Raw genomic sequence first — 26,791 nt, forward strand, 5'->3', positions numbered from 1 at the left:
ACGAATGATTAACCATAGTCGGCCGACAATCGATCGGCTCGTGATGATCCTACCGTCGATCTTTTTCTCGGACCGATCGACTTCCCAGGTGATTCCCCAAGCCGCTACATTAGGGTGATTCGCGCGTAGCCGGAGTTTGTGATCGGCATAGGAAGCGGCTTGATCTCAATAGCTCTGACGGCGGAAAGGCCTGTTGCATGCTTTGGCATCGCAGGAAATCGACGAGGATTCGGACGGCGCTCGGCTCTCCGATGCTCGCTTCCTCGCTCCTTTTCATACCCGGATCGACCGCCTCGGCCGCCGACGCGCTCTCGTCCACAGCTCTCTCCGGGCCGTCCGGCGTCGTGGCACTGTCCGCCAGCCTCGGCGTCGTCCTGTTCTCGATCCTAAGCGTCGTCGTGGTGCTGCGAGCCCGCCGTAGAGCCGAGCGCGACAACGCGGCGCTCCGCCTTCGCCTCGCTGACCTTCGCTCTGCGGCCGACCGGGCCGAGGCTCTCGTCGATGTCGACGATCAGCGCCTCGTCGCCTGGAGTGGCGCCGGCGAGGCGCCTTTGGTCATGGGACGCCTGCCGGAGATTTGCGGTGCGCCGGTCGACCGGTCGAATTTCCTGGCCTTCGGCACCTGGCTGCCGCCGGCCTCGGCCTCGCGCCTCGACGCCGCGATCGAGCGGTTGCGCGGACGCGGCGAGACATTCACGCTGGCGCTCGACACGCGAAGCGGGACGGTCGTCGAAGTGACGGGGCGCACATCCGCCGGCCGCGCCGTCGCCCGCTTCCGCGACCTGACCGGCGACCGTCTGACGCTCGCCGAGCTGGAATCGCGCCATCGCCGCCTTTCCCTCGAGGTCGGCGCCATGCGAGCGCTGTTCGAGGCGGCAGACATGCCAGCCTGGATCCGCAATCGCGATGGCCGGCTCGAATGGGTGAACGCCGCCTTTGCCCGCGCGGTCGAGGCGCCCGATCCCGAGGACGCCGCCGAGCGAGGCGCCGAGCTGCTCGACACAGCCGGACGCCAGGCGATCATCCGCGCCCATGCCGCCGGGCCCTTCTTCTCGGGCCGATTGCCGATCGTTGTCGCCGGCGCCAGGCGGGCCTTCGATGTCGTCGATGTCGTGTCCGAGGCCGGCAGTGCCGGCATCGCCGTCGACGTCACGGAACTTGAGACGCTGCAGAGCACGATGCGGCGCCTCGTCGAATTCCATGCGCGCACGCTCGATCAGTTGGCGACCGCGGTGGCGATCTTCGGCGCCGACCGGCGGCTGCGGTCCTACAATGCCGCCTTCCGCTCGCTGTTCGGCCTCGACGACGCCTTCCTGGCCGCCATGCCGGATGAAAGCGCGGTGCTGGACGCGATGCGTGCCGGCCGCCGACTGCCCGAGCAGGCCGATTTCAAGAGTTGGCGCAAGGAATTGCTCGCAGCCTATCAATCGGTCGACACCCGTGAACATTGGTGGCATCTGCCGGACGGACAGACGCTGCGCGTGCTCTCCAATCCGCATCCGCAAGGCGGCATGACGTGGATCTACGAGAACGTCACGGAACGACTCGACCTTGAAAGCCGCTACAATGCGCTGATCCAGGTCCAGGGCGAGACGCTCGACCATCTCTCGGAAGGCGTCGTCGTCTTCGGATCCGACGGAAGGCTGCGCCTCAACAATCCCGCCTTCGCCGAGATCTGGCAGCTCGGCGCCGATTTCCTGGCCGATCGGCCGCATGTCGGCGAGATCGTGCGTGCCTGCCGACGCTTCCACGACCAGCCGGCGGATTGGGCCAATCTGACCGCCGACGTGATCGGGGTCGGCGACCGGCGCGCCGCCCGCAGTGGGCGCATGGAGCGTCGCGACGGGCATATGCTCGACTATGCCACCATCCCGCTGCCGAACGGCCAGACCATGGTCACCTTCGTCGATGTCAGCGATTCGGTGCGCGTCGCCCGGGCGCTGACCGAGAAGAACGAGGCGCTGGAGGCGGCGGACGGGCTCAAGAACGCCTTCATCCAGCATGTGTCCTATGAGCTGCGCTCGCCGCTCACCAACATCATCGGCTTCACGCAGCTACTTTCCGACGACGGCGTCGGCCCGCTCAACGACAAGCAGCGCGAATATACCGGCTACATCCTCTCCTCAAGCGGCGCGCTGCTCGCCATCGTCAACGACATTCTCGACCTCGCCACCGTCGATGCCGGGATCATCGCGCTCGAACTTGGCGATGTCGACGTCGCGGCGACGATCTCTGCGGCGACGGAAGGCGTGCGCGATAGGCTGGTCGAATCGCGCATCCGCCTGGAGACGAGCATCGCGCCAGATATCGGCTCGTTCGTCGGCGACGAGAAGCGCGTCCGCCAGATCCTCTACAATCTCCTGTCCAATGCCGTCGGCTTCTCGCCGACCGACAGCCGCGTCGTGCTCACGGCCAAGCGCAATGGCGCGGCCGTCGAATTCACCGTCGCCGACGAAGGCCCTGGCATCTCGCCGGAGTTCATCCGTCAGGTATTCGACCGCTTCGAGAGCCGGACATCGGGCGCAGCCCGGGGCGGTGCGGGGCTGGGCCTTGCCATCGTCAAGAGCTTCGTCGAGCTGCATGGCGGCACCGTCGCGATCGATTCGGAGGAAGGCCGCGGCACGACCGTCACCGTCCGCTTGCCGACCCGCCCGGCGACGATGGCTGAAGCCGCGGAATGAGCGGCGCGATCCTTCGCCTGGCACTGGCCGATGAGGCTGCCACACGCCGCCTCGGCGAGGACATCGCGGCGATCCTGAAGCCCGGCGATCTGGTCCTGCTCTCGGGCGATCTGGGTGCTGGAAAATCGACCCTGGCGCGATCGTTGATCCGCGCGGTTGCCGACGACGAAACGCTCGACGTGCCCAGCCCGACCTTCACGCTGGTGCAATCCTATCCGCTGCGCCTGACGCTTTCCCATTTTGATCTCTACCGCATCGCCGACGCCGGCGAGATCGACGAACTCGGCCTCGACGAGGCGCTCGGCCTTGGCGCGGCGCTGGTCGAATGGCCCGAGCGCGGCGGTTCGATGCTGCCGGCCGGCGCGCTCCGCATCCGTCTCGAAGACGAGGGCGAGGGCCGCGTTGCGACGATCGATACACCAGGCGACTGGCCGGAGCGGATTGCCCGTACGCTCTCCGTCCGCTGCTTCCTCGATCGCTCGGGCTGGCCGGGCGCCGCACGGCGCCATCTGCAGGGCGATGCCTCGACGCGGGCCTATGAGCGTATCTCTCGCCCCGAGACCTTCGGCGCGGGCGAGAGCGCGGTGCTCATGAATGCGCCGGCCCGTGCGCCCGGACCGCCGCTTCCGGGCGGCGGCACCTATGACGAGGTCGCCCACCGCGCCATCGATGTCCGTCCCTTCATCGCCATGGATGAGGCGATCCGCGCCGCCGGCTTCTCCGCCCCCGCGATCTTCGCCGCCGATATGGGCGATGGACTGCTGCTCCTGGAAGATCTCGGCAGCGAGAGCCTCCTGAAGGCCGGCGAACCCGATTTCGAGCGCTATGCGCTGGCGGTCGAGGTACTCGCGGAGATCCATGCCGTACCTCGGGCAAGGCATTGGAAGCTGCCGGACGGGACGGATTATCGTCTCCCGCGCTTCGACGTCGCCGCCTTCGCCATCGAGGCCGATTTGGCGATTCGCTGGTATGCGCCACTGCTCGGGGTCACGCTTTCCAACGAGGCCGAGGCTGCGTTCGCATCGATCTGGCAACAGCTTTTCCAGCGTCTCGACAGGACCGAGAAGAGCTGGCTGCTGCGCGACTATCATTCGCCGAACCTCCTCTTCCTGCCGCATCGCCATGGCACGGCGCGGATCGGCATCCTCGACCATCAGGACGCGATGATCGGCGCCAGCGCCTATGACGTCGCCTCGCTCGGCCAGGATGTCCGCGTCGCCGTAGCGCCGGGCTTCGAAAGTGCGCTGAAGGCCCGCTATGTCGCACGTCGCCATGCGCTCGGCGCCTTCGACGAGGTCGCCTTTGCCGAGGCCTATGCGATTTCAGGGGCGCAGCGCACGACCAAGGTTCTGGGCGGGTTCGCTCGCCTCGCCGCCTCCGGAAAGCCCCAATATCTCCGTCACATTCCCCGTGTATGGGATTACCTTCGGCGCAATTTCCAACATCCGGTTCTGTCGGACCTCGCGCTCTGGTATGAGTCCTATTTACCGTATGATGACAAATCGGCTCCATCCGGGAGCCCTTGAGACGACGAAGAAAAAGAGCGTTCGATGAGTGCGCCTATCCCTTTTCGCAAGCCCGCTGGTCCGAAGCGGGGCATGGTCCTCGCCGCCGGCATCGGCAAGCGCATGCGCCCCGTGACGGCGACCGTGCCGAAGCCCCTGGTCGAAGTTGCCGGCCGGCCGCTGCTGGATCACGCGCTCGACCGCCTCGCCCGCGCCGGCGTCGAGACTGCCGTGGTCAATGTCCATTATCTCGCCCATCTCGTCGAAGCGCATCTGAGGCGGCGCGAACGTCCCCATGTCGTGATCTCGGATGAGCGGGGCGAATTGCTGGAGACCGGCGGCGGCATCAACAAGGCCCTGCCTCTGCTTGGCGACCAACCCTTCTATGTGATGAATTCCGACAGCTTCTGGATCGAGGGGCCGCGTCCCAATCTCGATTGGCTGGCCGGGGCCTGGGACGATGCGCGCATGGATGCGCTGTTGATGCTGGCACCGACCGTCGCATCCATCGGCTATCCGGGCGCCGGCGATTTCGTGATGGAAAAGGACGGCAGCCTCGCACGCCGCGCCGAGCGGACCATTGCGCCCTTCGTCTATTCCGGCGCCGCGATCCTCTCGCCGCGCCTGTTCGACGGTGCGCCTTCCGGTGCCTTTTCGCTGAACCTGCTGTTCGACCGGGCGATCGAGGCCGGACGCCTCTTCGGCGTGCGCATGGACGGTATCTGGCTGCATGTCGGTACGCCGGAGGCGATCCGCGACGCGGAGGCCTCGGTCCGGGAAAGCGCAGCCTGAGGACGATGGCGCGGGAACTGCCCCATGTCTTTTCGATCCCCGCCGGCCTCCCTTTCCTGCCGACACTCACGGACGCACTGCTCTCGGGCCGCTTCGGCGGGCTCGGCGACGATCCGCTGGCGCTGGCCGATGTCGTCATCTTCCTGCCGACCCGGCGCGCCGCGCGGGCGCTGCATGAAGCGATCCTCGAGCGTTCCGCCGGCCGCACCGCGATCCTGCCGGAAATCCGGCCGATCGGCGATGTCGACGAGGCCGATCTGCTGCTCCAGCCCTTCGAAACGCCGGCCGATCGCCTCGTCCTGCCGGCCGCCTTCACGCCGCTCGACCGCCAACTGACGCTCGCCCGGCTCACCGCCGCCTGGTCGGGCGCGCTCCGCCGCGATCTGCTCGGCCTCTCTGGCCCGGGGACGCCGCTCATCCCCGCTTCGGCCGCCGATGCCTTTCATCTCGCCGGGGACCTCGCGCGGCTGATCGACGATGTCGAAACGGCCGGCGTGGACTGGCGGCGGCTCGACAATCTTGTCCCGGAGAACCTCGCACGCTACTGGCAAATTTCGCTCGATTTCCTGAAGATCGTCGCCGAGGCCTGGCCGGCCATCCTGGCTGAGAAGGGCCGCGCCGACCCGTCCGCGCGCCGCGACCGGCTCATCCGGGCCGAGGCGGCGAGGCTCAAGGCGACCGCTGGGAACCGTATCGTGCTCGCCGCCGGTTCGACCGGCTCCATTCCCGCGACGGCCCATCTGCTCGCCACCATCGCGCGCCTGCCGCGCGGCGCGGTCATTCTGCCCGATCTCGACCAGCAGCTGGACGAGATCGGCTGGAACGCGATCGGCGGTCCCGATCTAGCGGAGAGCGCACCGGCCCATCCGCAATATGGCCTGCGGCAGCTTCTGGCGGCCATCGGGATTGCGCGGCGGGAGGTCGAGGCGCTTGGCGCACCAGTTCAAGCCGTAACGGCCCGGCGACGGCTGATTTCCGAGGTCTTCCGCCCGGCGGCCACGACGGAAGCCTGGGCCAGTTCCGGCGCCGCCGACCCCGAGGCTACGAAGGGCATGGCGCTCCTAGTCGCCCGAACCGAGCAGGAAGAGGCCGTCGCCATCGCGCTGGCCTTGCGCGAGACGGTGGAGACGCCGGGCGCCACGGCAGCGCTGGTAACGCCAGACCGCCGCATTGCCGGCCGGGTCGCGATCGAGCTGGCGCGCTTCGGCATCGCCGTCGACGATTCCGCCGGGCGGCCCCTATCGACCGCGCCGCCGGGCGTGCTGGCGCGGCTGGTGCTCGCGGCGGCGGCTTCCGACGGCGCTCCGCTCGACCTGCTGGCGCTCGCCAAGCATCCGCTCGCCCATTTCGGCATGGAGCGCGCCCGCTGCCGCCGCGCCGCCGAGATCCTCGATTTGCATCTCTTCCGCGGCCGACCTCTGCCCGGCGGGCTGGCCCGGCTGGAAGCCGAGTTTGCGGCGCTCGACCTGCCCGAGGAATTCCACGAGCCGGCTGGCGAACTCATCACGCGGCTCGTCGCGGCGCTGATGCCGCTGAAGGCGAGCCTCCTGCAGCGAGACCGCCTGTCCGTCTCGGCGCTGACCGCGGCACTCCTCGGCGCGCTCAAGGAAGTCTCGGCCGACGAAGCGGCCACCGAATCGGTATGGACCGGCCCTGCCGGCGGCGCGCTCGAAGCGCTGCTCGAAGGACTGACCAGCGAGGCGGCGGGCGAGCTTCTTCTGCGCGGCTTCGAATATCTGCCGCTCGTCGACGCCGCCATGGCTGCCGTCGCGGTTGCCGGCCCGCCAATTGCGGACGGCCGCGTTTTCATCTGGGGCACGCTGGAGGCCCGCCTGCAATCGGTCGACCGCATCGTGCTGGCCGGGCTCGACGAGGGCATCTGGCCGAGCGAGGCGCGCACCGACCCCTGGCTGTCGCGCTCGATGCGGCTTGCCTTCGGCCTCGAAGCACCCGAACGCCGTCTCGGCCTCTCTGCGCATGATTTCGCGAGCGCCCTGGCGACACCCGACGTCGTGGTGACGCGGGCCGAGCGCCGGGGCGGCACGCCGACCGTGCCGGCGCGCTGGCTGCAGCGCCTCGCGGCCCGGCTTGGCCCCGAGCCCAGCGCGGCGCTGACCCGGCGCGGCCATGTCTATGTCGAATGGGCCCGGGCGCTCGACACCGCCGAGATGGTGCGCTCGATCCGCCGGCCGGAGCCGAGGCCGCCGCTGGCCGCCCGGCCGCGGCAGCTTTCCGTGACCGAGATCGAGACTCTGGTCCGCGACCCCTATGCCATCTACGCAAGGCGGGTGCTGAAGCTGCAGCCGCTCGATCCACTTGACGTTGTGCCGGATGCGGCAATGCGCGGCACGCTGATCCATGAGGCGCTGGGCGAATTCGGCAAATCATGGTCTGGCCCCTATGATGAGCGGGCGCTCGCCGCGTTGATCGAACAGGGCCGGCTCGCCTTTGTGCCAATCGAGCCCTATCCGGCCATCCATGCGCTCTGGTGGCCACGCTTCCTGGCCATTGCCGACTGGTTCATCGCCTGGGAGGCGGAGCGCGGCGAGATTGCCGCGCGCCATGCCGAGATCGGTGGCGCCTGGACGTTGCCGGACGGCTTCCGGCTGGTCGGCCGGGCCGACCGCATCGACCTGCGCCGCGACGGGGCCGTCGAGATTCTCGATTTCAAGACCGGCAACCCGCCCTCGGCCAAGCAGCTTTCGACCGGGCTCGCCCCGCAATTGGCGCTGGAAGTGGCGATGGCCCGCGCTGGCGGCTTTCCCAATATTCCCGCCGGCGCCTCGGTCGCGACGCTCGGCTGGATCGGCCTCGGTTCGGTCGGGAAAGGCGAGCCCTTCCGCTCGGCCGTGCGCGACCGTTCGCCCGACGAACTCGGCGCCGAGGCGGCGGAACGGCTGGCAGCGCTCATCACCGCCTATGCCGATCCGGCGCGCGCCTATGTCTCGCGGGCGCGGCCAATGTTCGAGACCCGCTTCGAAAGCCCCTATGATCATCTCGCCCGCGTCTCCGAATGGGCGCTCGGCGAAGACGGCGAGGGCGAGGCATGATCGCCGTCGACGCCCATACGAAACGCGTCCAGCAGCAGGCGACCGACCCCGCCGCATCGGCCTGGGTGTCGGCCAATGCCGGCTCGGGCAAGACCTATGTCCTGGCGCGGCGCGTCGTCCGATTGCTGCTTTCCGGAGCCAATCCCGGCTCGATCCTCTGCCTGACCTTCACCAAGGCGGCGGCGGCGGAAATGGCGAGCCGCGTCTTCGGCATCCTCGCCGGCTGGACACGGCTCGACGATGCGGCGCTCGACGCGGAACTCACAGATTATCAGGGCCACACCGACGCCATCGAGCGGGTGAAGGCGCGGCGGCTCTTCGCCGAGGCGCTGGAGACACCGGGCGGGCTCAAGATCCAGACCATCCACGCCTTCTGCGAAAGGCTGCTGCACCAGTTTCCGCTGGAGGCCAATGTCGCCGGCTCGTTCGAGGTGCTTGACGAGCGCGAGGCGGCGATCCTGATCGAGCGCGCCCGCCGCGATATGATTGAGACGGCGTCGTCAGCACCGGATGGCCTGCTCGGCCAGGCCTTCTCCCGCGTGCTGGAGGCAGCCAGCGACAGCGGCATCGAGGAAGCGCTGGCCGGCATCATCGAGAAGCGCGACGCGATGGCGGAATTCATCGCGCGGTCCGGATCGCTGGAGGCGGCGCTTGCCGCCCTGCGCCAGGCGCTGGATCTGGGACCGGACGACGACGCGGAGCATTTCACTTTGGCGATCGCCGAGGGGGTGCCACTTAGCGACGGCGAAATCGCCCGCCTTGCCGAGCAGCTTGCGTCGGCCGGCACGCGGCATCGACCGCGCGCTGAGCCACTGCAAGCCTTCCTCCACGCGGGGGATGTTGCGGGCCGCGCCGAGGCCTGGCTCCGCTTTCTGACGAAATCGGATGGCAAGGAGTTGCTATCGCTCGCCTATTTGGCCCCGAAGGCAGTATTCGACGCCTGGCCGAGTCTTGAAGAGGCCCTTTCGGCCGAGCGTGAGCGAATCGAGACCTTGCTCGACCGCATAGCCACTGCCACCGCCTTCGAAGCGACCACGGCGCTGATGATCGTCGGCGAGGCGGTGCTGCGCTTCTATGAGTCGGCAAAGCTTCTGCGCGGCGCGCTCGACTTCCAGGACCTAATCGTGCGCACTGCCGAATTGCTGACCCGCTCGGGCGCTAGCGCCTGGGTGCACTACAAGCTCGACCGCGGGCTCGACCACATCCTCGTCGACGAGGCACAGGACACCAGCCCGCGCCAGTGGCAGGTGATCGGCGAACTGGTCTCCGAGTTTTTTGCCGGCGAAGGCAGCGACCCACGCCGGCGTACCCTGTTCGCGGTCGGCGACGAGAAGCAGTCGATCTATTCCTTCCAGGGCGCGGTTCCCGCCTTCTTCTCGCGCCAGCGCGACCAGTTCGCCCGCCGGGCCCAGGAAGTCGAGCTGCCGTTCTCCGCGCTGGAGCTGAACCTCTCCTTCCGCTCGACCGCCGACGTGCTCGCCGCCGTCGACCGCGTCTTCGCCGCGCCGATCGCCCATACCGGCCTCACCCGCGATCCGCAGCCGACCGTGCACCAGGCGGCCCGGCGGGGCGAGCCTGGCCGCGTCACGGTCTGGCCGCCGATCGTCGCCGAGAAGCGGGAGGAGCCGGACGAATGGCATCAGCCGCTCGACCGGCTGGATGAGGCGAGCCCCGAAGTGCGGCTCGCCACCCGGATCGCCTCGACCATCCGCCAATGGCTGGATGCGGGCGAAAGGATCGAGGCCACCGGTAAGCCGATCCGCCCCGGCGGCATATTGGTGCTGACGCGCAAGCGCGGCGCCCAGACCGACGCGATCAACCGCGCGCTGAAATCCGCCGGCCTCCCTGTCGCCGGCGCCGACCGCCTGGCGCTCGCCAGCCATATCGCCGTGCTTGATCTGCTCGCGCTCGCCGATTTCGTATTGCAGCCGGAGGACGATCTATCGCTTGCCGCCCTGCTGAAGAGCCCGCTGATCGGCCTTTCGGAAGAGGCGCTGTTCGCGATCGCCCATGGCCGCCGCGGCTCGCTCTGGAAGGCGTTGCGCGCGGCGACCGATGGTCCGTTCGTCGAGGCGGCCGAGCGGCTCCAGGATTGGCGAGGCCGGGCGGATTATCTGCGGCCCTATGACTTCTTCGCCCGGATTCTGGGCCCGGACGGCGGAAGGCGCCGCTTCCTCGCTCGGCTGGGGCCGGAAGCGGATGATGTGCTGCAGGAGTTCCTCGCCCAGGCTCTCGCCCATGAAGGCGTGGACGTGCCGACGCTGCAGGGCTTCACGCAGTGGATGCGGGCGGCGGCGACGCAGATCAAGCGCGACGCCGATCTCGCCCGCGACGAGATCCGCGTCATGACCGTGCATGGCGCCAAGGGGCTTGAAGCCGAGATCGTCTTCCTGGTCGATACCGGTTCCAAGCCGGTCCATCCCAGCCATGATCCGAAGATCGTGGCGCTCGCCGACGATCCCGACGAGGCCGAGGGCGCCCCACTGGTCTGGGTTGCGCCCGGCGCGCCACGGCCGCGTACGATCGAAGCCACGCTGGAACGGCTGCGCGACAAGGCGCGCGAGGAATATCGCCGCCTGCTCTATGTCGGGCTCACCCGCGCCCGCGACCGTCTCATCGTATGCGGCACGGCCAGATCGGCCCCCGGCAGCGAGGTGCTCTGGCAGGACCTCGTCTTGCAGGCGCTCGAAACCGAGGCCCGCAGGAGCGAGGTCGCCTTGGGCGCGGATCGGTTCGAGGCCCTCGAATGGCGCGCCGACTGGACGGCCAGTCCGGCTGCTCTGGTCGACGAGACTGTCGCGACCTTTCATGGGACGCCGCTCCCCGACTGGATCGCCAGGCCGCCCCCGGCGACGCCCGCCCGACGCCGGCTGGCCCCGTCCTCCGCGGCCGGCTTCGCCGAGGCCGAGCCGGATCCGTTCCGGCCGGCACCATCGGCGGGCAGAGCCGAGGCCATGAAGCGCGCGGCCGAGCGAGGGCGGATCGTGCATCGCCTTCTCCAGGCCCTGCCCGAGCACCCGCCGGAACGTCGAAGCGCCGTGGCTGCGGACTTTCTGGGCCAGGCCACCGATTGGCCGGAGGACGCCCGCATGGCCCTGGTCGCCGCGCTCGGTGCCATCCTGGCGGACCCGGCCTTCGCTCCCGTCTTCGTCGCCGGAAGCCGCGCCGAAGTGCCGCTGGCTGGCTTCATCGCGACGGAGTCCGGCCACGCAGAGGTGTCCGGACGGATCGACCGGCTTTCGATCCTGCCGGACCGCGTCCTGCTAGTCGACTTCAAGACCAGCCGTCCGCCCGCGAGCGCCGATGACGCGCTCGCGCCGTCCTATATCGCCCAGATGGCGCTCTATCGCGCCTTGCTGGCGGATCTCTATCCGGAGCGCCGGATCGAGGCGGCTCTCCTCTTTACCGAGGGCCCTACGCTTATTCCGGTCCCGCCGGAGCGGCTCGATGCGTGCATTTCGCGCATCACCGCGACGTGACATACCAGCGCTTGACCGCGCGGGAGGCGATACCTACGTTCGGATCAACTTCCTCAAGCTGCTAGCGAGTCTTCTATGGCAACCGCCAAAGTCACCGACAGTTCTTTCGACACCGACGTTCTCGGTGCTACCGGCCCGGTCGTGGTCGATTTCTGGGCCGAGTGGTGCGGCCCGTGCCGCATGATCGCCCCGGCTCTCGAAGAGATTCAGGCCGAGATGGGCGGCAAGGTCACGATCGCCAAGCTGAACATCGACGAGAATCCGAACATCGCCGTGCGCTATGGCGTTCGCTCGATCCCGACGCTGATCCTGTTCAAGGATGGCGAACCGGCTGCGATCCAGGTCGGCGCGGCGCCGAAGAATCGCCTCGCCGACTGGATCAAGAACGCGATCTGATCGCTTCGGAACAGCCGACTGGATTCGGGGCCTTCGGGCCCCGTTTTCGTTTCAGCGTGGCGGCGTGCCGTTGGCTTCCAGCACCGTACCGGCAAGATAGAGCGAGCCGCAGATCAGGATGCGCGGCACGGTGCCGGGCGGCAGCAGGCGGCGAAGCTTTTCGAAGGCGGCGGCGACATTCGCCACCGCTTCCGCCTCAAGGCCGGCCGCCATGGCCGCGCCGACGAGCTCCACCGGATCCCGCCCGGCATCGGAGCTCTCGATCGGCACGGTGAAGACGTGGCTGGCGAGGCCCGCGAAGGGACGGAAGAAGCCAACGGGATCCTTGGTCTGCAGCATGCCCACGATCATGTAGAGCGGCCTCGGCACGCGCTCCTCCAGATCGGCCATGGCTTCCGAGATCACCGCGCCGGCGCCCGGATTGTGGCCGCCATCGAGCCAGATCTCGGCGCCCGCCGGGGCGAGATCGACGAGCTTGCCGCTCGCAAGCCGCTGCATGCGCGCCGGCCATTCAACGCTCGTCAGACCCGTTTCGATCGCGGCCGTCGGGATGGCGAGCGAGGACCGGCGCAGCGCCGCGATGGCGGCACCGGCATTGACGAATTGATGGCGGCCGGGAAGGCGGGGCGGCGGCAGGTCGAGCAACCCGTCCTCGTCCTGAAAGACGAGACGGCCCCGCTCGGAATGGGCGATCCAATCCTGATTGCCGACGAAGAGCGGCGCGCCAAGCCGGGCGGCCTTCGCCTCGATCACGCCGAGAACGGGCGCCACCTGAGGCGAGGTAACGACCGGCCGGCCGCGCTTGATGATGCCGGCCTTCTCGCCAGCGATATCCTCCAACCGATCGCCGAAGAATCTCTCATGGTCGAGCGAGATCGACGTGATCACCGAAACTTCTGGCAAGCGGATGACGTTGGTGGCGTCGAACCGCCCCCCGAGCCCGACTTCGAGCAGCGTCACATCCGCCGGATGGTCGGCGAAGAGCTTGAGCGCCGCGGCCGTCGTGATCTCGAAATGGGTGATCGGCGCGCCGTCATTGACGCGTTCGAGTTCGAGCAACGTCGCGACGAGTTCCTCCTCGCTCACAAAGCGACCGCCGCCGGGCTGGCCCAGACGGATGCGCTCGTGAAAGCGCACGAGATGGGGCGAGGTATAGACGTGGACGGTCCGACCCGAGGCCTCCAGCATCGCGCGCAGAAAGGCCGTCACCGAGCCTTTGCCGTTGGTTCCGGCGATGTGGAACACCGTCCCCAGACGCTCTTCCGGATGGCCGAGCTTTTCCAGAAGCGGCTCCAGGCGATCGAGCGATAGATCGATCTCCTTGGGATGGAGCTGGAAGAGCCGCTGCAGGACGACGGTACTGGTAACCATGGGAAACGCTCTCGGCGACGGGCGGGCGCCCGCCGATCGGTAGTTTCATGCAGAAAAGACGGTCGAGCCCGGACAGCGGTGGCGCCGCCCGGCGGAAGATAGCAGCGGACTACGACGCCAGCGCGACCTCGTCATGGCGCTGGCCGGCGATCGCCGGCAGCCTGGCTGCCTTCGGCCCGAGCAGGCCGCAGAGCCGGGCGATGGTCGCGCGGAGCTGATGGCGATGGACGACCATGTCGACCATGCCGTGATCATAGAGATATTCGGAACGCTGGAAGCCCGGCGGCAGCTTCTCGCGGATCGTCTGCTCGATGACGCGCGGGCCGGCAAAGCCGATCAGCGCGCCCGGCTCGGCGATATGAATATCGCCCAGCATGGCATAGGACGCCGTGACACCGCCGGTCGTCGGATTGGTGAGGACGACGATATAGGGAAGCCGCGCCTCGCGCAGCGCGATCACCGCCGCCGTCGTGCGGGGAAGCTGCATCAGCGACAGGATGCCTTCCTGCATGCGGGCGCCGCCGGAGGCCGCGAACATGATGAAGGGCTGCTGGCGCTGCAGCGCCGCTTCCATGCCGGCAATCACGGCCTCGCCGGCCGCCATGCCGAGCGAGCCGCCCATGAAATCGAAATCCTGCACCGCCGCGACAAGCGGCACGCCCTCGACGAAGCCGGCGCCGACGACGACCGCGTCCTGCAATCCGGTCTTGGTGCGCGCATCCTTGAGGCGGTCCGTATAGCGACGCTCGTCGCGGAACTTCAGTGGATCGACCGCCACATCGGGAACCGCGATCGACTCGTATTTCCCCTCATCGAAGAAATAGTTGAGCCGCTTCGGGGCGGTCATCCGCATGTGATAGCCCGAATTCGGGATCACGTAGTGATTGGCCTCAAGGTCGCGATGGAACACCATCTCGCCCGTCTCGGGACATTTGACCCAGAGGTTCTCCGGGACTTCCCGCTTGTTCAGGAGGCTCTTGATCTTCGGACGAACGACGTCGTTGATCCAGCTCATGCGAAAAACCCTCTTCTTCAGGCCGCGGCGGACCGGCGCACGCTGGCAACGCCCGAGGCGAGCGAGGATACGAGATTGACGACGGCCGGCACGGTCGCCGCCGTTGCCCTGCCCTCGTCGTCCAGTGAGGCGGCGATCGCCGCGACAATGGCCGAACCAACGACGACGCCATCGGCATTGGCGCCTATGGCGGCAGCCTGCTCGGCCGTGCGAACGCCAAAGCCGACCGCGACAGGCAGATGGGTATGGCGCTTGATGCGCGCAACCGATTCTGCGACGCGGCTCGCATCCGGCGCGGCTGAGCCAGTGATGCCATTGATCGAGACGTAATAGACGAAACCGGAGGTGTTGCGGAGCACCATCGGCAGGCGTTGGTCATCCGTCGTCGGGGTGGCGAGGCGGATGAAATTGAGCCCGGCCGCGAGCGCCGGGATGCAGAGCTCATCATCGGCCTCCGGCGGCAGGTCGACGATGATCAGACCGTCCACGCCAGCCGCCTTCGCGTCGCGAACGAAGGCTTCGGAGCCATGCGAATAGATCGGGTTGTAGTAGCCCATGAGCACGATCGGCGTCGCGTCGTCGCTCTTGCGAAATTCGCGCACCAGATCGAGCGTCTTGTTGAGCGTCTGCCCGCCCTTCAACGCGCGCAGCCCGGCGGCCTGGATCGCCAGACCATCGGCCATCGGATCGGAGAAGGGCATGCCGAGCTCGATGACGTCGGCGCCGGCGGCCGGCAGCGCATGGAGCAGCGCCAGCGTGGTTGCCGGATCGGGATCGCCGGCCGTCATGAAGGTCACAAGCGCCGGCCGGCCCTCGGACTTGAGCGCGGCAAAACGACGGTCGATGCGGGTTTCGGTCATGGCATTCGGCCTAGGCTCGATGGAGGATGGCGTCAAGACGGGGAAGGCGCGCGGGGAAGGTTCGGCCACGCGCCCGATTCAAACATCCATCCCCAAGATCTTGCCGACGGTGTGGACGTCCTTGTCGCCGCGGCCCGAGAGATTGACGAGGATGATGTCATCCTCGGCCATGCCGGGGGCGCGCTTGACGGCTTCCGCGATGGCGTGGGCCGATTCCAGCGCCGGGATGATGCCCTCGGTGCGCGTGCAGAGCTGGAAGGCGGCGATCGCCTCGTCGTCCACGATCGGGACATAGGAAACGCGGCCCGTGTCGCGCAGCCACGAGTGCTCTGGACCGACCCCGGGATAATCGAGGCCGGCCGAAACCGAATGCCCCTCGAGGATCTGGCCGTCGGAATCCTGCAGCAGATAGGTGCGGTTGCCATGAAGCACGCCCGGACGACCGCCACTCATCGAGGCGGCATGGCCGTTGTCGACGGCCAGTCCATGGCCGCCGGCCTCGACGCCCACGATCGCGACGTCCTTGTCGTCGAGGAAGGGGTGGAAGATGCCGATGGCATTCGAGCCACCGCCGACGGCAGCGATCACGAGATCCGGCAGGCGACCCTCCTGCTCCATCATCTGCGCCCGCGCCTCGCGGCCGATCACCGACTGGAAGTCGCGCACCATTTCCGGATAGGGATGCGGGCCGGCCGCCGTGCCGATCATGTAATAGGTGTCCTCGACATTGGTCACCCAGTCGCGGAGCGCCTCGTTCATGGCGTCCTTCAGCGTGCCGTTGCCGGCGGTGACCGGGTTCACCGTCGCGCCGAGCAGCTTCATGCGGAAGACGTTCGGCGCCTGCCGTTCCACGTCGGTCGCGCCCATATAGACGACGCAGGGCAGGCCGAAGCGGGCCGAAACCGTAGCAGAAGCGACGCCGTGCTGGCCGGCGCCGGTCTCGGCGATGATGCGCGTCTTGCCCATCCGCTTCGCCAGCAGGATCTGGCCCAGGCAGTTGTTGATCTTGTGGCTGCCGGTGTGATTGAGGTCCTCGCGCTTGAAGAAGATGCGCGCGCCGCCGAGATGCCTGGTGAGGCCTTCGGCGAAATAGAGCTTCGAGGGCCGGCCGGCATAGTGGTTCGACAGCGAGGCGAGTTCGGCCTGGAAGGCCGGATCGTCCTTGGCCGAGAGATAGGCCGCCTCCAGCTCCAGGATCAGTGGCATCAGCGTCTCGGCGACGAAGCGGCCGCCATAAATGCCGAAGAAGCCGCGATCGTCGGGGCCGGTGGCGAAGGAATTGGGAAGGACAGGTGCGGTCACGTCGGAATCCTCAGGCCGGCGGCCCGGCTGGTTTCGGCTTGAAGGCTGGCGCCGCGCGCTGCGGCCACGAAGGCGCGGATTTGCTCCGGATCCTTGATCCCCGGAACACTCTCCACGCCGGACGAAACATCGACGCCGATCGCATGCGTTCGGGCTAGGGCCTCGGCGACGTTGCCGGCGTCAAGCCCACCCGAGAGCATATAGCTAAGGTCCGGATCCAGTTCGTCCAGAAGGCTCCAGTCGAAGGCGAGGCCGTTTCCGCCCGGCAGGACGGCTCCCTTCGGCGGCTTGGCATCGAGAAGCAGGCGGTCGGCGACGTGCGCATGAGCGGCGATCGCTGCAAGATCGGCCGGCCCGGAAATGCCGATCGCCTTCAACACGCCGAGACCGAAGCGATCCTGCACCGAGGCGACCGTTTCCGGGGTCTCCTGGCCATGCAGTTGCAGCCAGTCGGGACGAACCGTCGCGACGATCTCGGCAAGCGCCTCCTCGGTCATATCGACGGTGAGCGCGACGATCTCCGCCCGGCCGCGCACCCGTGCGGCCAGTTCCTGGGCGCGTTCCGGCGAGACGAAGCGCGGGCTCCTGGCGAAGAAGACGAAACCGACCATGTCGGCGCCGGCGCCTAGCGCGGCATCGAGCGTCTCCTCGGTCGAGAGGCCGCAGATTTTGACGATCACGGACATGAATTCTGCATCCTGAGCATGGGCACCCTTTGCCACGAAAGCGCCGGGAAGTCCAACGGTCCGGGCCTATCCGAGCCGGGACAGGAGGCGAGTGGCAGAGGCGACGTCCGCCGCATCGAGCCCTGCCTCAAGGCGCGCGTGCTCTTCCCGCCAGAGCGGAACCGCCCGGCCGACCGTCTCGCGGCCGATTTCGGTCAGCGACGGGCGGCGGATGCGCGCGTCGCCGTCGTCCGGACGCACAATGACCAGCCCGCGCCGCTCCAGGACGCGGACCGCCGCCGTCAGTGTCGCCTTGTCCATCGCCAGGAATGCCGCCAGCTCGCCGAGCCGGGGTTTCCAGCCGCCGCTGAGGGCGACCAGAATGGAGAAATGGCCATTGGTGATCCCAAGCGGGGCGAATAGCCGATCGAACCGCTGCGCCAGCAGTCGCGCCGCCCGCTGCGCGGCAAGACAGAGGCACCGATCCCGCACTTCATGGACAGCGGCAAGCGGCAGGGCCGGCGCAACTTCGAGAGAGGGGCTTGTCGTCGACATTATCGTTTGATATCAAATTATCGTTTGAGAGGCAATGTGACGGGACGCCGCGGGGCTTGTGCAGTACAGGCTCCGCACGGTCGATGGGAGAAGAGACGATGCAGCAACACCCCTATCGCTGGGTGATCGTCGCGGTCGGCGGCCTGATGGGCTGCGTCGCCATGGGGGCGATGTTCTCGCTGCCCGTGTTGCTGACGCCGATGACCGAGGCGACGGGCTGGTCGCGCACCGGTATTTCGGGGGCGATGACCATCGGGTTCCTGTCCATGGCACTGACTTCGATGGTGTGGGGGGCGCTCTCGGATCGCTTCGGCGCGCGGCCGGTGGTGATGACCGGCGCCGCGCTGTTCGCCCTGAGCCTCTGGCTTGCCGGTCACGCGCCGAGCCTCCTGCTGTTCCAGCTTTTCTTCGGCGTGATGGTGGGCGGGGCGGTCGCTGCCTTCTTCGCGCCCATGATGGCGACCGTTACCGGCTGGTTCGAAACGCAGCGCAGCCTCGCCGTATCGCTGGTCTCCGCCGGCATCGGCCTCGCCCCGGTGACCATGTCGCCCCTCGCCGCCTGGCTGGTTTCAAGCCATGACTGGCGCACCGTGCTCTCGATCCTTTCGGTGATCGTCGCCGTGACGACGATCCCGCTCGCCTTCTTCCTGCGCCGGCCGCCAGTATCGACGCCGCACCCGAGCGACGAGATCGACGCGCCGCCGGCCGCGATGAGCGTGCGTGCCGCCGTGACCTCGGTGCCGTTCGTCGTTCTGGTGCTGACCAATTTCTTCTGCTGCGCCACCCATTCCGGGCCGATCTTTCACACGGTCAGTTATGCCGAGATCTGCGGCATAACGGCCATCGCGGCCGTGTCGATCTATTCGGTCGAGGGAATCGCCGGCATGTTCGGCCGCATCGGCTTCGGCGTGGCCGGCGACCGCTTCGGCGCCAAGCGGGTTCTGGTCGCCGGCCTGCTGGCGCAGGCATTCGGCGCGCTCGCCTATTTCTTCGCCCGGGACCTCGGTGAGTTCTATGCCGTCGCCGCTGTCTTCGGCTTCATCTATGCGGGCATTATGCCGCTCTATGCGGTTCTGCTGCGCGAGAATTTCCCCATGCGCATCATGGGCACGCTGATGGGCGGCACGGGAATGGCCGGCGCACTCGGCATGGCGCTCGGCCCGACGCTGGGCGGCTGGATCTTCGACGTCACCGGCAGCTATGGCGGGCTTTACCTGACCTCGTTCGGGCTCGGACTGGGCGCTTTCCTCATCGCCATGACGTTCCGACCGTTTCCCCCGCGGACGCTGGACGAGGAACTACGCACGGCATGATGTGCCCGAAGCGGAGCGGGATCAGCCGATCCGGCGCCAGAGATGGGCCGCAGCTGCGAGATCCTCGAGCGCCGTGCCGACGGACTTGAAGAGCGTAATCTCCTCAGCATTGCGCCGACCTTCGCTCTCCCCCCGCGCCAGCGAGAAGAGGTCGCCCATGATCGCCTCCCGCGTCAGAACGCCGGACGCGATCGGACCTACAATGTCGCCGGCCTCGGCCAGCGCGCCATCGAACGTGTCGACATAGACCCGGGCGCGGCGCATGGCATCATCGTCGGCCTCGCGCATGGAAGGCGTGAAGCCGCCGACCAGATCGACATGGGTGCCGGGTCTCAGAAGCGCACCCCGGACGAGCGGCACCTTCGACAGGGTCGCCGCCGAGACGATGTCGGCCTCGGCTACGGCGGCTTCGAGGTCGTCGACAGGCTTGACCACGAGGCGCGGCTGCGTCAACCGTGCAGCCAGCGCCTCCGCCTGTTCGGGCCGCCGGCTCCAGATCGAGACGCGCTCGATCGGGCGCGAGGCGGCGTGTGCCTCGACGAGGTGGGCGGCCACCGCGCCGGCGCCGATCATGACGAGATGCGAGGCATCCGGACGGGCAAGATAGTCCGCCGCGAGCGCCGAGGCGGCGGCCGTTCGCCATAGCGTCAGGCGCGGCCCATCGATCAGCGCCAGCGGCGCTCCGGTCTCGCCGGAGAAAAGCAGATAGACGCCCTGCACCGTCGCAGCGCCCCGGGCTGCGTTGCCGGGAAACACCGAGACGATCTTGACGCCGACATGGCCGAAACCCGCTTCCGTCTCGCCGTCAAAGGCCGGCATCAGCAGCAGCGTGGCGTCGCCATCCTTCCGTGGGATCGTGTGGTGATGGCGGGTCGGCGTCTCCGCAGGCGCGCAGAAGGCTGCGCGCAAGGTCTCGACCAGCTCCACACGGTCGAAGGTGGCGTCGATCCTCTCAGCTGGAATGACCCGCACAATGTTCAGGCGGCGCCGCGGCGCGGTATGGCCAATGCGGTGGCAGGGCTGCTGCGCACCGCCTTGAAGGCCTCATTCTCGCGGCGGACGCTCGCCGTCTCCCGCTTCAGCCGCCGTGCCTGGCTACGCCAATGCGACTGCCCGAGCCAGACGGCGACACCCCCGATAAGTACGCCCAGAGCGAGGGCCGCGAAGAAGACGACATAGAGCGGCAGCGCCATGGCTACCGCCGGTGCCTCGCCGTTGAAGGGGTCCAGCGAAAGGATGACTGGATGGCGATTGGCCACAGAAAGAGCCACGACCACAATGGCCAGCGGAATCAGGATGATAGCAGCTATCAGACGTCTCATCGATCGCTCCCGCTGGAACCATCCGGCGCATCATGGAATCGCGAAAGGGTCTCAGCGCTCCGTGGGGCCGCGCTATCGCGGCGCGAACCGGGGTCCACTTCGCTCTTTACGAACGCGGGTCAGGCGTCGTTCAGGCGCTCCCGCATTTCCTTGCCCGTCTTGAAGAAGGGCACGAATTTCTCCGTCACATCAACCTTTGTGCCCGTACGCGGGTTCCGGCCCTGGCGCGCCGGGCGGTTCTTGACCGAGAAGGCACCGAAGCCGCGCAGCTCGACCCTGTCGCCCCGGGCCAGAGCATCGACGATCTCGTCGAGTATCGAGTTCACGATGTGCTCGACATCGCGTTGATAAAGATGCGGATTCTGCTCGGCGATCTTCTGCACGAGTTCTGACTTGATCATCGCGCAGTCCCCTCCGCGTCCTCAAAAGCCGCCGGAGCCTGCCAAACCGATTGCAGACCGTCAAGGTTCAGTCTCTGCGGCAGAAAGCGGGCGAGGCCGCCAGCGGCGGAAGCCGGGTCGAGACCGACCTGTCTGGCGAGAAGCAGCACGGTCGCCTCGGCGAAGGAGAAGCTCGAAGACGGCTCCTCCTTCTTCCATTCGACAATCCGAAGATCGGAGGCGATGCCCCGCTCCTTGACCAGCCACGCAATGGCCGCCTCCTCGCCGCCCACCTCGTCGATGAGCCCGGCGGCAAGGGCCTGGCGGCCCGAATAGACGCGCCCATCCGCAAGGCGGAGCGCGGTCGGCCGATCCAGCTTGCGCCGCTCGGCGACGATGTCGACGAACCAGCCATAGGTATCGCCGATCAGCGATTGGATCACGGCGATCGCCTCGGGCGAAGCCGGCTCGAACGGCGAGGGCGAGGCCTTGAGTGGCGAGGACTTCACCTCGGTAAGCTTGATACCGAGCTTCGCCATCGCCTCGGAGACCTCCGGCGACTGGAACAGGACGCCGATCGATCCGGTGATGGAGCTTTTATAGGCGACAATGTGGTCCGTCGCGATCGCCGCCATATAGGCCGCCGAAGCTCCCAGCGTCTTGATCGAGGCGACCGTCGGCTTCTTCTGCGCCAGTTCGCGCAGCGCATCATAGAGCGCCTCGCCGCCAACGGTGGCGCCGCCCGGCGAATCGATCGAGATGAGCACGGCCTTGACGGCATCGTTCTTGGCGAGCCGGTCGATCAGTTCCAGCTGGGCCCGGTCATCGGCGATGAAGCCGTTGATGGCGATGCGGGCGACATGCGGATTGGAACGCTCGCCGATCCGCTCCGGCCCGATGGCGAGCACGGCTCCGATCGCCACCGCCGCAACCAAAGCGAGGAGGCCGACGACGCGCCAGAAGACAAGCTTCCGCTTCAGCCGTCGTCGATCGATGATCTGGTCCGCGTCCATGCCGCTCGGATCTCCTAAGCCAGTCGCCCCTCAACCATGGGGTTAGCCGCTTTGGGTCGCGAAATCAAACCAGCGCGGCGGCAAGCGATTGGCCGAATTGGAAAAACCCGCCTCAAACGCAAAACGCCCCGGACAAGCCGGGGCGTTTCGTTACCGAACCGTCGTTGGACGGAAAGGATTATTCGTCGCTCTGGCGAGCCTTGAGCGCTGCGCCGAGGATGTCGCCGAGCGAAGCACCCGAATCCGACGAGCCGAACTGCGCGACGGCTTCCTTCTCTTCGGCGATTTCGAGCGCCTTGATCGAGACGGAGACCTTGCGGGCCTTCTTGTCGAAATTGGTGACGCGGGCGTCAACCTTCTCGCCGGGAGCGAACCGCTCCGGACGCTGCTCGGACCGATCGCGGGCCAGATCGGCGCGACGGATGAAGGTGGTCAGATCCGAATCGGCGATCCGGACTTCGAGGCCGCCTTCGTTGACCGCGAGGATCTCGCAGGTAACGACAGCACCCTTGCGGATGTCGCCGGAAGCTTCGACGAAGGGATCGCCGCCGACCTGCTTGATGCCGAGCGAGATGCGCTCCTTCTCGATGTCGACGTCGAGCACCTGCGCCTTGACCATGTCGCCGCGGTTGTACTCGTCGATGACCTGCTCGCCCGGACGGTTCCAGTCGAGGTCCGAGAGGTGGACCATGCCGTCGACATCGCCATCGAGACCGATGAACAGACCGAACTCGGTCTTGTTCTTGACCTCGCCCTCAACAACGGCGCCGATCGGATACTTCTCGGCGAAGGCTTCCCACGGATTCTGCAGGGTCTGCTTGAGGCCGAGCGAGATGCGACGCTTGACCGGATCGACCTCGAGGATGACGACTTCGACTTCCTGCGAGGTGGAGACGATCTTGCCGGGATGGACGTTCTTCTTCGTCCAGGACATCTCGGAGACGTGGATGAGGCCTTCGATGCCCGGCTCCAGCTCCACGAACGCGCCGTAATCGGTGATGTTCGTGACGCGGCCGGTGAACTTGACGCCAACCGGGTACTTCGCCTCGATGCCGGCCCAGGGATCAGCCTCGAGCTGCTTCATGCCCAGCGAGATGCGATGCGTCTCGTGGTTGACGCGGATGATCTGGACGCGAACGGTCTGGCCGATCGAGAGCACTTCGGTCGGATGGTTGATGCGGCGCCACGCGATGTCGGTGACATGCAGCAGGCCGTCGATACCGCCAAGGTCAACAAACGCACCGTAATCGGTGATGTTCTTGACGACGCCCTCGATGATCTGACCCTCTTCGAGGCTCTGGACCAGCTCGGAACGCTGCTCGGCGCGGGTCTCTTCGAGGACAGTACGGCGCGAGACGACGATGTTGCCGCGGCGCTTGTCCATCTTCAAGATTTCGAAGGGCTGCGGCGTGTGCATCAGCGGACCGACGTCGCGCACCGGACGGATATCGACCTGGCTGCGCGGCAGGAACGCCACGGCGCCGTCGAGGTCGACCGTGAAGCCGCCCTTGACCTGGTTGAAGATCACGCCGGTGACCTTCTCCTTCTTGTTGAACTGCTCCTCGAGGCGGATCCAGCTCTCCTCGCGGCGCGCCTTGTCGCGCGAGAGAACGGCTTCGCCGAGCGCATTCTCGACGCGCTCCAGATAGACTTCGACGACGTCGCCGACCTTGATCGGCTGGTCACGGCCGGGGCCGGCAAATTCCTTGAGCGCCACGCGGCCTTCGGTCTTCAGACCGACGTCGATGACGGCGAGATCCTTCTCGATCGCAACGACGGTGCCCTTGACGACGCTGCCCTCATAGAGGTCTTCCTTCTGGAAGGATTCCTCGAGCAGCGACGCAAAGTCTTCGCGGGACGGGTTGGTTTGAGCCATAAAATCTCCTGATGCCATTGCTGGCGTGCGTCGGCGGTTCGTGTTGCGATATCGAGACCCGGCCCTGCCAGGCGATCCGGCCCTTCTGAAGGGCGGATGGCGGCTGCCGAATTCGGCGGACCGACGCTTCCGGATCGGGACTCGATGCTTCATCCGACTGCGGCCTCCCACAGCGTCCCCGAAGAGACGCCGGACGATGGTCCGTCGGAATTGGGGCTCTATATAGCCTCGCTCGCTGTACAGCAAGGCAGAAATGGCGCAAAAAGGCGCGTTTCAGCCTCGAAACAGGGCAAATTCAGCGCCGTTTTGCCTCGACGATCGCCATCGCCGCCCGGAAGGCCTCGTCGATACCGAGATCGCTCGTATCGAGCAGCGCGGCGTCGGGTGCCATCTGCAGCGGCGCCGCGGCCCTCCCGGAATCGCGGGCGTCGCGCTCGCGGATCTCGGCGAGGATCCGCTCATAGGCCGCCTCGCGCCCCTTGGCGATGAGTTCGTCGCTGCGGCGGCGCGCCCTCACCTCGGGCGATGCGGTGACGAAGATCTTGACCTCGGCGCCCGGGCAGATCGCCGTGCCGATGTCGCGTCCATCCAGCACGGCCCCCGGCGGGCGGGCGGCGAAATCGCGCTGGAAATCGATGAGCGCCGCGCGGACCGGCGGATGGATGGCGACGCGCGAGGCAAGTTCGCCCGCCTCGCGGCCACGCAGATCCGCATGCCCCAGATCGGCCGGATCGAGCGCCCGCGCGACCGTGCCGGCCAGGTCGGCATCGTCGAGATCGAGCCCGGCATCGGCCATCTTGCGACCGATCGCGCGATAGAGGAGGCCGGTGTCGAGGTGGTTCAGCCGATAGTGCTCGGCGAGGCGGAGCGCGATCGTGCCTTTTCCCGCCGCCGCGGGCCCATCAATGGCGATGATCATCTGGCAGTCGGCTCCATGGCCTCGAACCGCGCCCCGAGGCCGGTCATGAGGGTTGAGAATTCGGGAAAGCTCGTCGCTATCGGCGCGGCGTCGTCGATCGTCACGCCCTGCCCGGACGCGAGACCGAGCACGAGGAAGCTCATGGCGATCCGGTGGTCGAGATGGGTTTTCACGCTGCCGCCGCCTGCCACGACGGCGCCGCCGGTGAGGACCAGCGATTCCGGCCCCTCCTCGCACAGGATGCCGTTCGCCGAGAGGCCGGCCGCCATGGCGGACAGGCGATCCGATTCCTTGACGCGCAGCTCGCCCAGCCCCTCCATCACCGTCCGGCCCTCCGCGAAGGCGGCGGCGATCGCCAACACCGGATATTCGTCGATCATGGAAGGCGCCCGCTCCGGCGGCACGACGACGCCCTTGAGGCGGCTCGAACGGACGCGGATATCGCCGACGCTTTCGCCGCCGACCGTACGGCGATTGTCGATCATGATGTCGCCGCCCATCTCGATAAGCGTCTCGATGAGGCCGTTGCGCATCGGGTTGAGCAGGACCGATTCGATCGTGATGTCGGAGCCCTCGACGATCAGCGCCGCGACCATCGGAAAGGCTGCAGAACTCGGATCACCCGGCACCCGGATCGCCTGCGCTTTCAGATCCAGCCGTCCCTCGACACGGATGATTCGCTCGCCATCCTCGCCCTTGTCGATCTCGATGCCGGCACCGAAGGCCGCGAGCATGCGCTCGGTATGGTCGCGCGTCATCACCGGCTCGATGACCGTGGTGACGCCCGGCGTGTTGAGCCCGGCAAGAAGCACGGCCGATTTCACCTGCGCCGAAGGGACGGGAACGCGATATTCGATCGGCAGCGCCACATCCGGCCCCCTGATCGTCAGCGGCAGGCGACCCTGCGAGCGCGCCAAGACCTGAACGCCCATGCGGCGCAGCGGATCGAGGATGCGGCCCATCGGCCGGCGGCGCAGCGAGGCGTCGCCCGTGAAGGTGACCGCGATCGCCTGACTGCCTGCGAGGCCCATGGCGAGCCGTACGCCAGTGCCGGCATTGCCATAGTCGATGACATCTTCTGGCTCCAGGAAGCCGCCCACGCCGACGCCCTTGACCACCCAGACGCCGGTTCCGGTCCGCGTCACGCTGGCACCGAAGGCCCGCATGGCTGCGGCGGTCGCCAGCACGTCCTCGCCTTCGAGCAGCCCCTCGATCACGGTCTCGCCGATCGCCAGCGCCCCCAACATCAACGCTCGGTGCGAGATCGACTTGTCGCCGGGAACGCGGATCGTCCCAGTCAGCGGACCCGAGGCCGAAGCCGTCAGCGGCCCGGCATCGGCGGTGGTGGAAAACCCGGTGGTGGAAGACATGGATCAGGCTCCCCGAGGCCGCGAAAGCCGGTGAAGGCTACGACGCGCCACCGCCGGAACGAGCGATCGGCGGGCGGCCGTCCGATAGCATGACGCGCGCCGACCCGCCACCTTGGAGCGGCATTCGGGAGACCCGTTGTGCCTTTCCGGCCTTCGGCCGCGAGAATCCGCGCGGCCTCGCATATGAATTGTTTTTGACAGCGCCTTTCCAAGTCATTATGGGAGCCCGGCTCTTTCAAACCGACGAGGCACGACGTGGCGAAAGCTGAACTCGGCACAAAGCGGATCGACCCCGAGACGGGGAAGAAGTTCTACGACCTGAACAAAGATCCCATCGTCTCGCCCTATACGGGCAATTCCTACCCGCGTTCTTTCTTCGAAAGCGGCCCGGTTCGCGCCCGGCCGGCCACGAAGGAAGTCGAGGAGGAAGAGGCTGAGGATGAGGTCGCGGAGACGGCCGAGTTCATTAGCCTCGAGGAAGCCGACACCGAGGCCGCCGGTGGCGCCGAGGTCGTGGACCCGGATGCCGACGACGAGGACGTCGTGATCGAGGACGACGGCGACGTCTTCATCGAGGAAGAAGAGGAAGAGGGCGACGACGTGGCCGACATCATCGGCGGCGTCGACGACGAGGAAGTCTAAAAGCTTCCACAGCTGCTTTGGCGGCTTGGTGGCAATCCCGAGATTGCCACTTGATTTGCAAAAAGGCGCAGCCTAAAGATCGCGCCGCGCCGGGGGTTCCCATCCCCCGGTACTGGACGGAAGGGGCCATAGCTCAGTTGGGAGAGCGCTTGAATGGCATTCAAGAGGTCGTCGGTTCGATTCCGATTGGCTCCACCAGTCCTCCTCAGATCATTCCATTGACGCAGACTGGCCGCCTTTCGGGCGGCCTTGTCGTTTCTGGCTGCGAGCTGTAGGCGGTCGAAT

21 protein-coding genes and 1 tRNA gene are annotated in these 26,791 nt (G+C 67.2%); 9 read left to right on the forward strand and 13 right to left on the reverse strand.

Features of this window, described 5'->3' with window-relative positions; translation table 11 throughout:
* The first annotated feature begins 251 nt into the window (after positions 1-251).
* The 6 genes from OSH05_RS09130 to trxA all read left to right on the forward strand — a co-directional run bounded on the left by OSH05_RS09130 (position 252) and on the right by trxA (position 11,903).
* The gene (locus tag OSH05_RS09130; RefSeq protein WP_104219495.1) at positions 252-2,681 is read left to right on the forward strand and encodes a PAS domain-containing sensor histidine kinase; all 2,430 of its coding nucleotides are present in this window, start codon (positions 252-254) and stop codon (positions 2,679-2,681) included.
* Positions 2,678-4,207, forward strand: a complete 1,530-nt coding sequence (gene tsaE / locus OSH05_RS09135) for a tRNA (adenosine(37)-N6)-threonylcarbamoyltransferase complex ATPase subunit type 1 TsaE (RefSeq protein ID WP_104219494.1) — start codon at positions 2,678-2,680, stop codon at positions 4,205-4,207. Before OSH05_RS09130 ends, tsaE begins: the two co-directional genes overlap by 4 nt.
* Positions 4,208-4,231: 24 nt before the next feature.
* A complete protein-coding gene (locus OSH05_RS09140; protein WP_104219493.1) occupies positions 4,232-4,978 on the forward strand; it encodes a nucleotidyltransferase family protein in 747 nt (248 codons plus the stop codon).
* Between the two features lie 5 nt (positions 4,979-4,983).
* Positions 4,984-8,028: a double-strand break repair protein AddB gene (gene addB / locus OSH05_RS09145; RefSeq protein WP_104219492.1), complete on the forward strand. Its 3,045-nt coding sequence runs from the start codon at positions 4,984-4,986 to the stop codon at positions 8,026-8,028.
* The gene (gene addA, locus OSH05_RS09150; RefSeq protein ID WP_165801605.1) at positions 8,025-11,507 is read left to right on the forward strand and encodes a double-strand break repair helicase AddA; all 3,483 of its coding nucleotides are present in this window, start codon (positions 8,025-8,027) and stop codon (positions 11,505-11,507) included. Before addB ends, addA begins: the two co-directional genes overlap by 4 nt.
* A 75-nt stretch (positions 11,508-11,582) precedes the next feature.
* Complete coding sequence (gene trxA / locus OSH05_RS09155) at positions 11,583-11,903, forward strand: thioredoxin TrxA (protein WP_104219490.1); 321 nt, start codon at positions 11,583-11,585, stop codon at positions 11,901-11,903.
* A 51-nt stretch (positions 11,904-11,954) separates the two neighbouring features.
* Here trxA and OSH05_RS09160 read toward each other — a convergent pair whose 3' ends face one another.
* The 6 genes from OSH05_RS09160 to OSH05_RS09185 form a co-directional block, all read right to left on the reverse strand.
* On the reverse strand, positions 11,955-13,274 hold the full coding sequence (locus OSH05_RS09160; RefSeq protein WP_104219489.1) for a bifunctional folylpolyglutamate synthase/dihydrofolate synthase: 1,320 nt from the start codon (positions 13,272-13,274) through the stop codon (positions 11,955-11,957).
* 109 nt (positions 13,275-13,383) lie between these two features.
* A complete protein-coding gene (accD, locus tag OSH05_RS09165; protein ID WP_104219488.1) occupies positions 13,384-14,289 on the reverse strand; it encodes an acetyl-CoA carboxylase, carboxyltransferase subunit beta in 906 nt (301 codons plus the stop codon).
* Positions 14,290-14,306: 17 nt separating this feature from the next.
* Positions 14,307-15,149 carry a tryptophan synthase subunit alpha gene (gene trpA / locus OSH05_RS09170; RefSeq protein WP_104219487.1) on the reverse strand — a complete coding sequence of 281 codons (843 nt, stop codon included), beginning with the start codon at positions 15,147-15,149 and terminating at the stop codon, positions 14,307-14,309.
* A 78-nt stretch (positions 15,150-15,227) separates the two neighbouring features.
* On the reverse strand, positions 15,228-16,451 hold the full coding sequence (trpB, locus tag OSH05_RS09175; RefSeq protein WP_104219486.1) for a tryptophan synthase subunit beta: 1,224 nt from the start codon (positions 16,449-16,451) through the stop codon (positions 15,228-15,230).
* Positions 16,448-17,137 carry a phosphoribosylanthranilate isomerase gene (locus OSH05_RS09180; RefSeq protein WP_104219485.1) on the reverse strand — a complete coding sequence of 230 codons (690 nt, stop codon included), beginning with the start codon at positions 17,135-17,137 and terminating at the stop codon, positions 16,448-16,450. The genes trpB and OSH05_RS09180 overlap by 4 nt, the downstream gene beginning before the upstream one ends.
* Positions 17,138-17,203: 66 nt before the next feature.
* Positions 17,204-17,671 carry a MarR family winged helix-turn-helix transcriptional regulator gene (locus OSH05_RS09185; protein ID WP_104219484.1) on the reverse strand — a complete coding sequence of 156 codons (468 nt, stop codon included), beginning with the start codon at positions 17,669-17,671 and terminating at the stop codon, positions 17,204-17,206.
* A gap of 98 nt (positions 17,672-17,769) precedes the next feature.
* Between OSH05_RS09185 and OSH05_RS09190 the strand changes: the two genes are divergently transcribed.
* Positions 17,770-18,984 carry an MFS transporter gene (locus OSH05_RS09190; RefSeq protein ID WP_104219483.1) on the forward strand — a complete coding sequence of 405 codons (1,215 nt, stop codon included), beginning with the start codon at positions 17,770-17,772 and terminating at the stop codon, positions 18,982-18,984.
* 21 nt (positions 18,985-19,005) lie between these two features.
* Here OSH05_RS09190 and lhpI read toward each other — a convergent pair whose 3' ends face one another.
* The 7 genes from lhpI to aroA form a co-directional block, all read right to left on the reverse strand.
* Complete coding sequence (lhpI, locus tag OSH05_RS09195; protein WP_104219482.1) at positions 19,006-19,956, reverse strand: bifunctional Delta(1)-pyrroline-2-carboxylate/Delta(1)-piperideine-2-carboxylate reductase; 951 nt, start codon at positions 19,954-19,956, stop codon at positions 19,006-19,008.
* Between the two features lie 5 nt (positions 19,957-19,961).
* Complete coding sequence (locus tag OSH05_RS09200) at positions 19,962-20,306, reverse strand: lipopolysaccharide assembly protein LapA domain-containing protein (RefSeq protein WP_104219481.1); 345 nt, start codon at positions 20,304-20,306, stop codon at positions 19,962-19,964.
* Positions 20,307-20,425: 119 nt separating this feature from the next.
* On the reverse strand, positions 20,426-20,707 hold the full coding sequence (gene ihfB / locus OSH05_RS09205) for an integration host factor subunit beta (protein WP_104219480.1): 282 nt from the start codon (positions 20,705-20,707) through the stop codon (positions 20,426-20,428).
* Positions 20,704-21,699 (reverse strand): signal peptide peptidase SppA, encoded by a 996-nt coding sequence (gene sppA / locus OSH05_RS09210; protein WP_104219479.1) that lies wholly within the window; start codon positions 21,697-21,699, stop codon positions 20,704-20,706. The genes ihfB and sppA overlap by 4 nt, the downstream gene beginning before the upstream one ends.
* A gap of 178 nt (positions 21,700-21,877) precedes the next feature.
* A complete protein-coding gene (gene rpsA, locus OSH05_RS09215; RefSeq protein WP_104219478.1) occupies positions 21,878-23,575 on the reverse strand; it encodes a 30S ribosomal protein S1 in 1,698 nt (565 codons plus the stop codon).
* Positions 23,576-23,870: 295 nt separating this feature from the next.
* Entirely contained in the window at positions 23,871-24,494 is a 624-nt protein-coding gene (gene cmk / locus OSH05_RS09220) for a (d)CMP kinase (RefSeq protein WP_104219477.1), read from the reverse strand.
* Positions 24,491-25,864 carry a 3-phosphoshikimate 1-carboxyvinyltransferase gene (gene aroA / locus OSH05_RS09225; RefSeq protein WP_104219476.1) on the reverse strand — a complete coding sequence of 458 codons (1,374 nt, stop codon included), beginning with the start codon at positions 25,862-25,864 and terminating at the stop codon, positions 24,491-24,493. Before aroA ends, cmk begins: the two co-directional genes overlap by 4 nt.
* 255 nt (positions 25,865-26,119) lie before the next feature.
* On the opposite strand from aroA, the gene OSH05_RS09230 reads away from it, so the two are divergent.
* Together OSH05_RS09230 and OSH05_RS09235 are read left to right on the forward strand one after the other, a co-directional pair.
* Positions 26,120-26,506, forward strand: a complete 387-nt coding sequence (locus OSH05_RS09230; protein WP_104219475.1) for a TIGR02300 family protein — start codon at positions 26,120-26,122, stop codon at positions 26,504-26,506.
* A 122-nt stretch (positions 26,507-26,628) separates the two neighbouring features.
* A tRNA-Ala gene (locus OSH05_RS09235) sits at positions 26,629-26,704 on the forward strand.
* The last annotated feature ends 87 nt before the right edge of the window (positions 26,705-26,791 follow it).

The sequence above is a fragment of the Kaistia algarum genome, assembly GCF_026343945.1.
Taxonomy (GTDB): Bacteria; Pseudomonadota; Alphaproteobacteria; order Rhizobiales; family Kaistiaceae; genus Kaistia; species Kaistia algarum.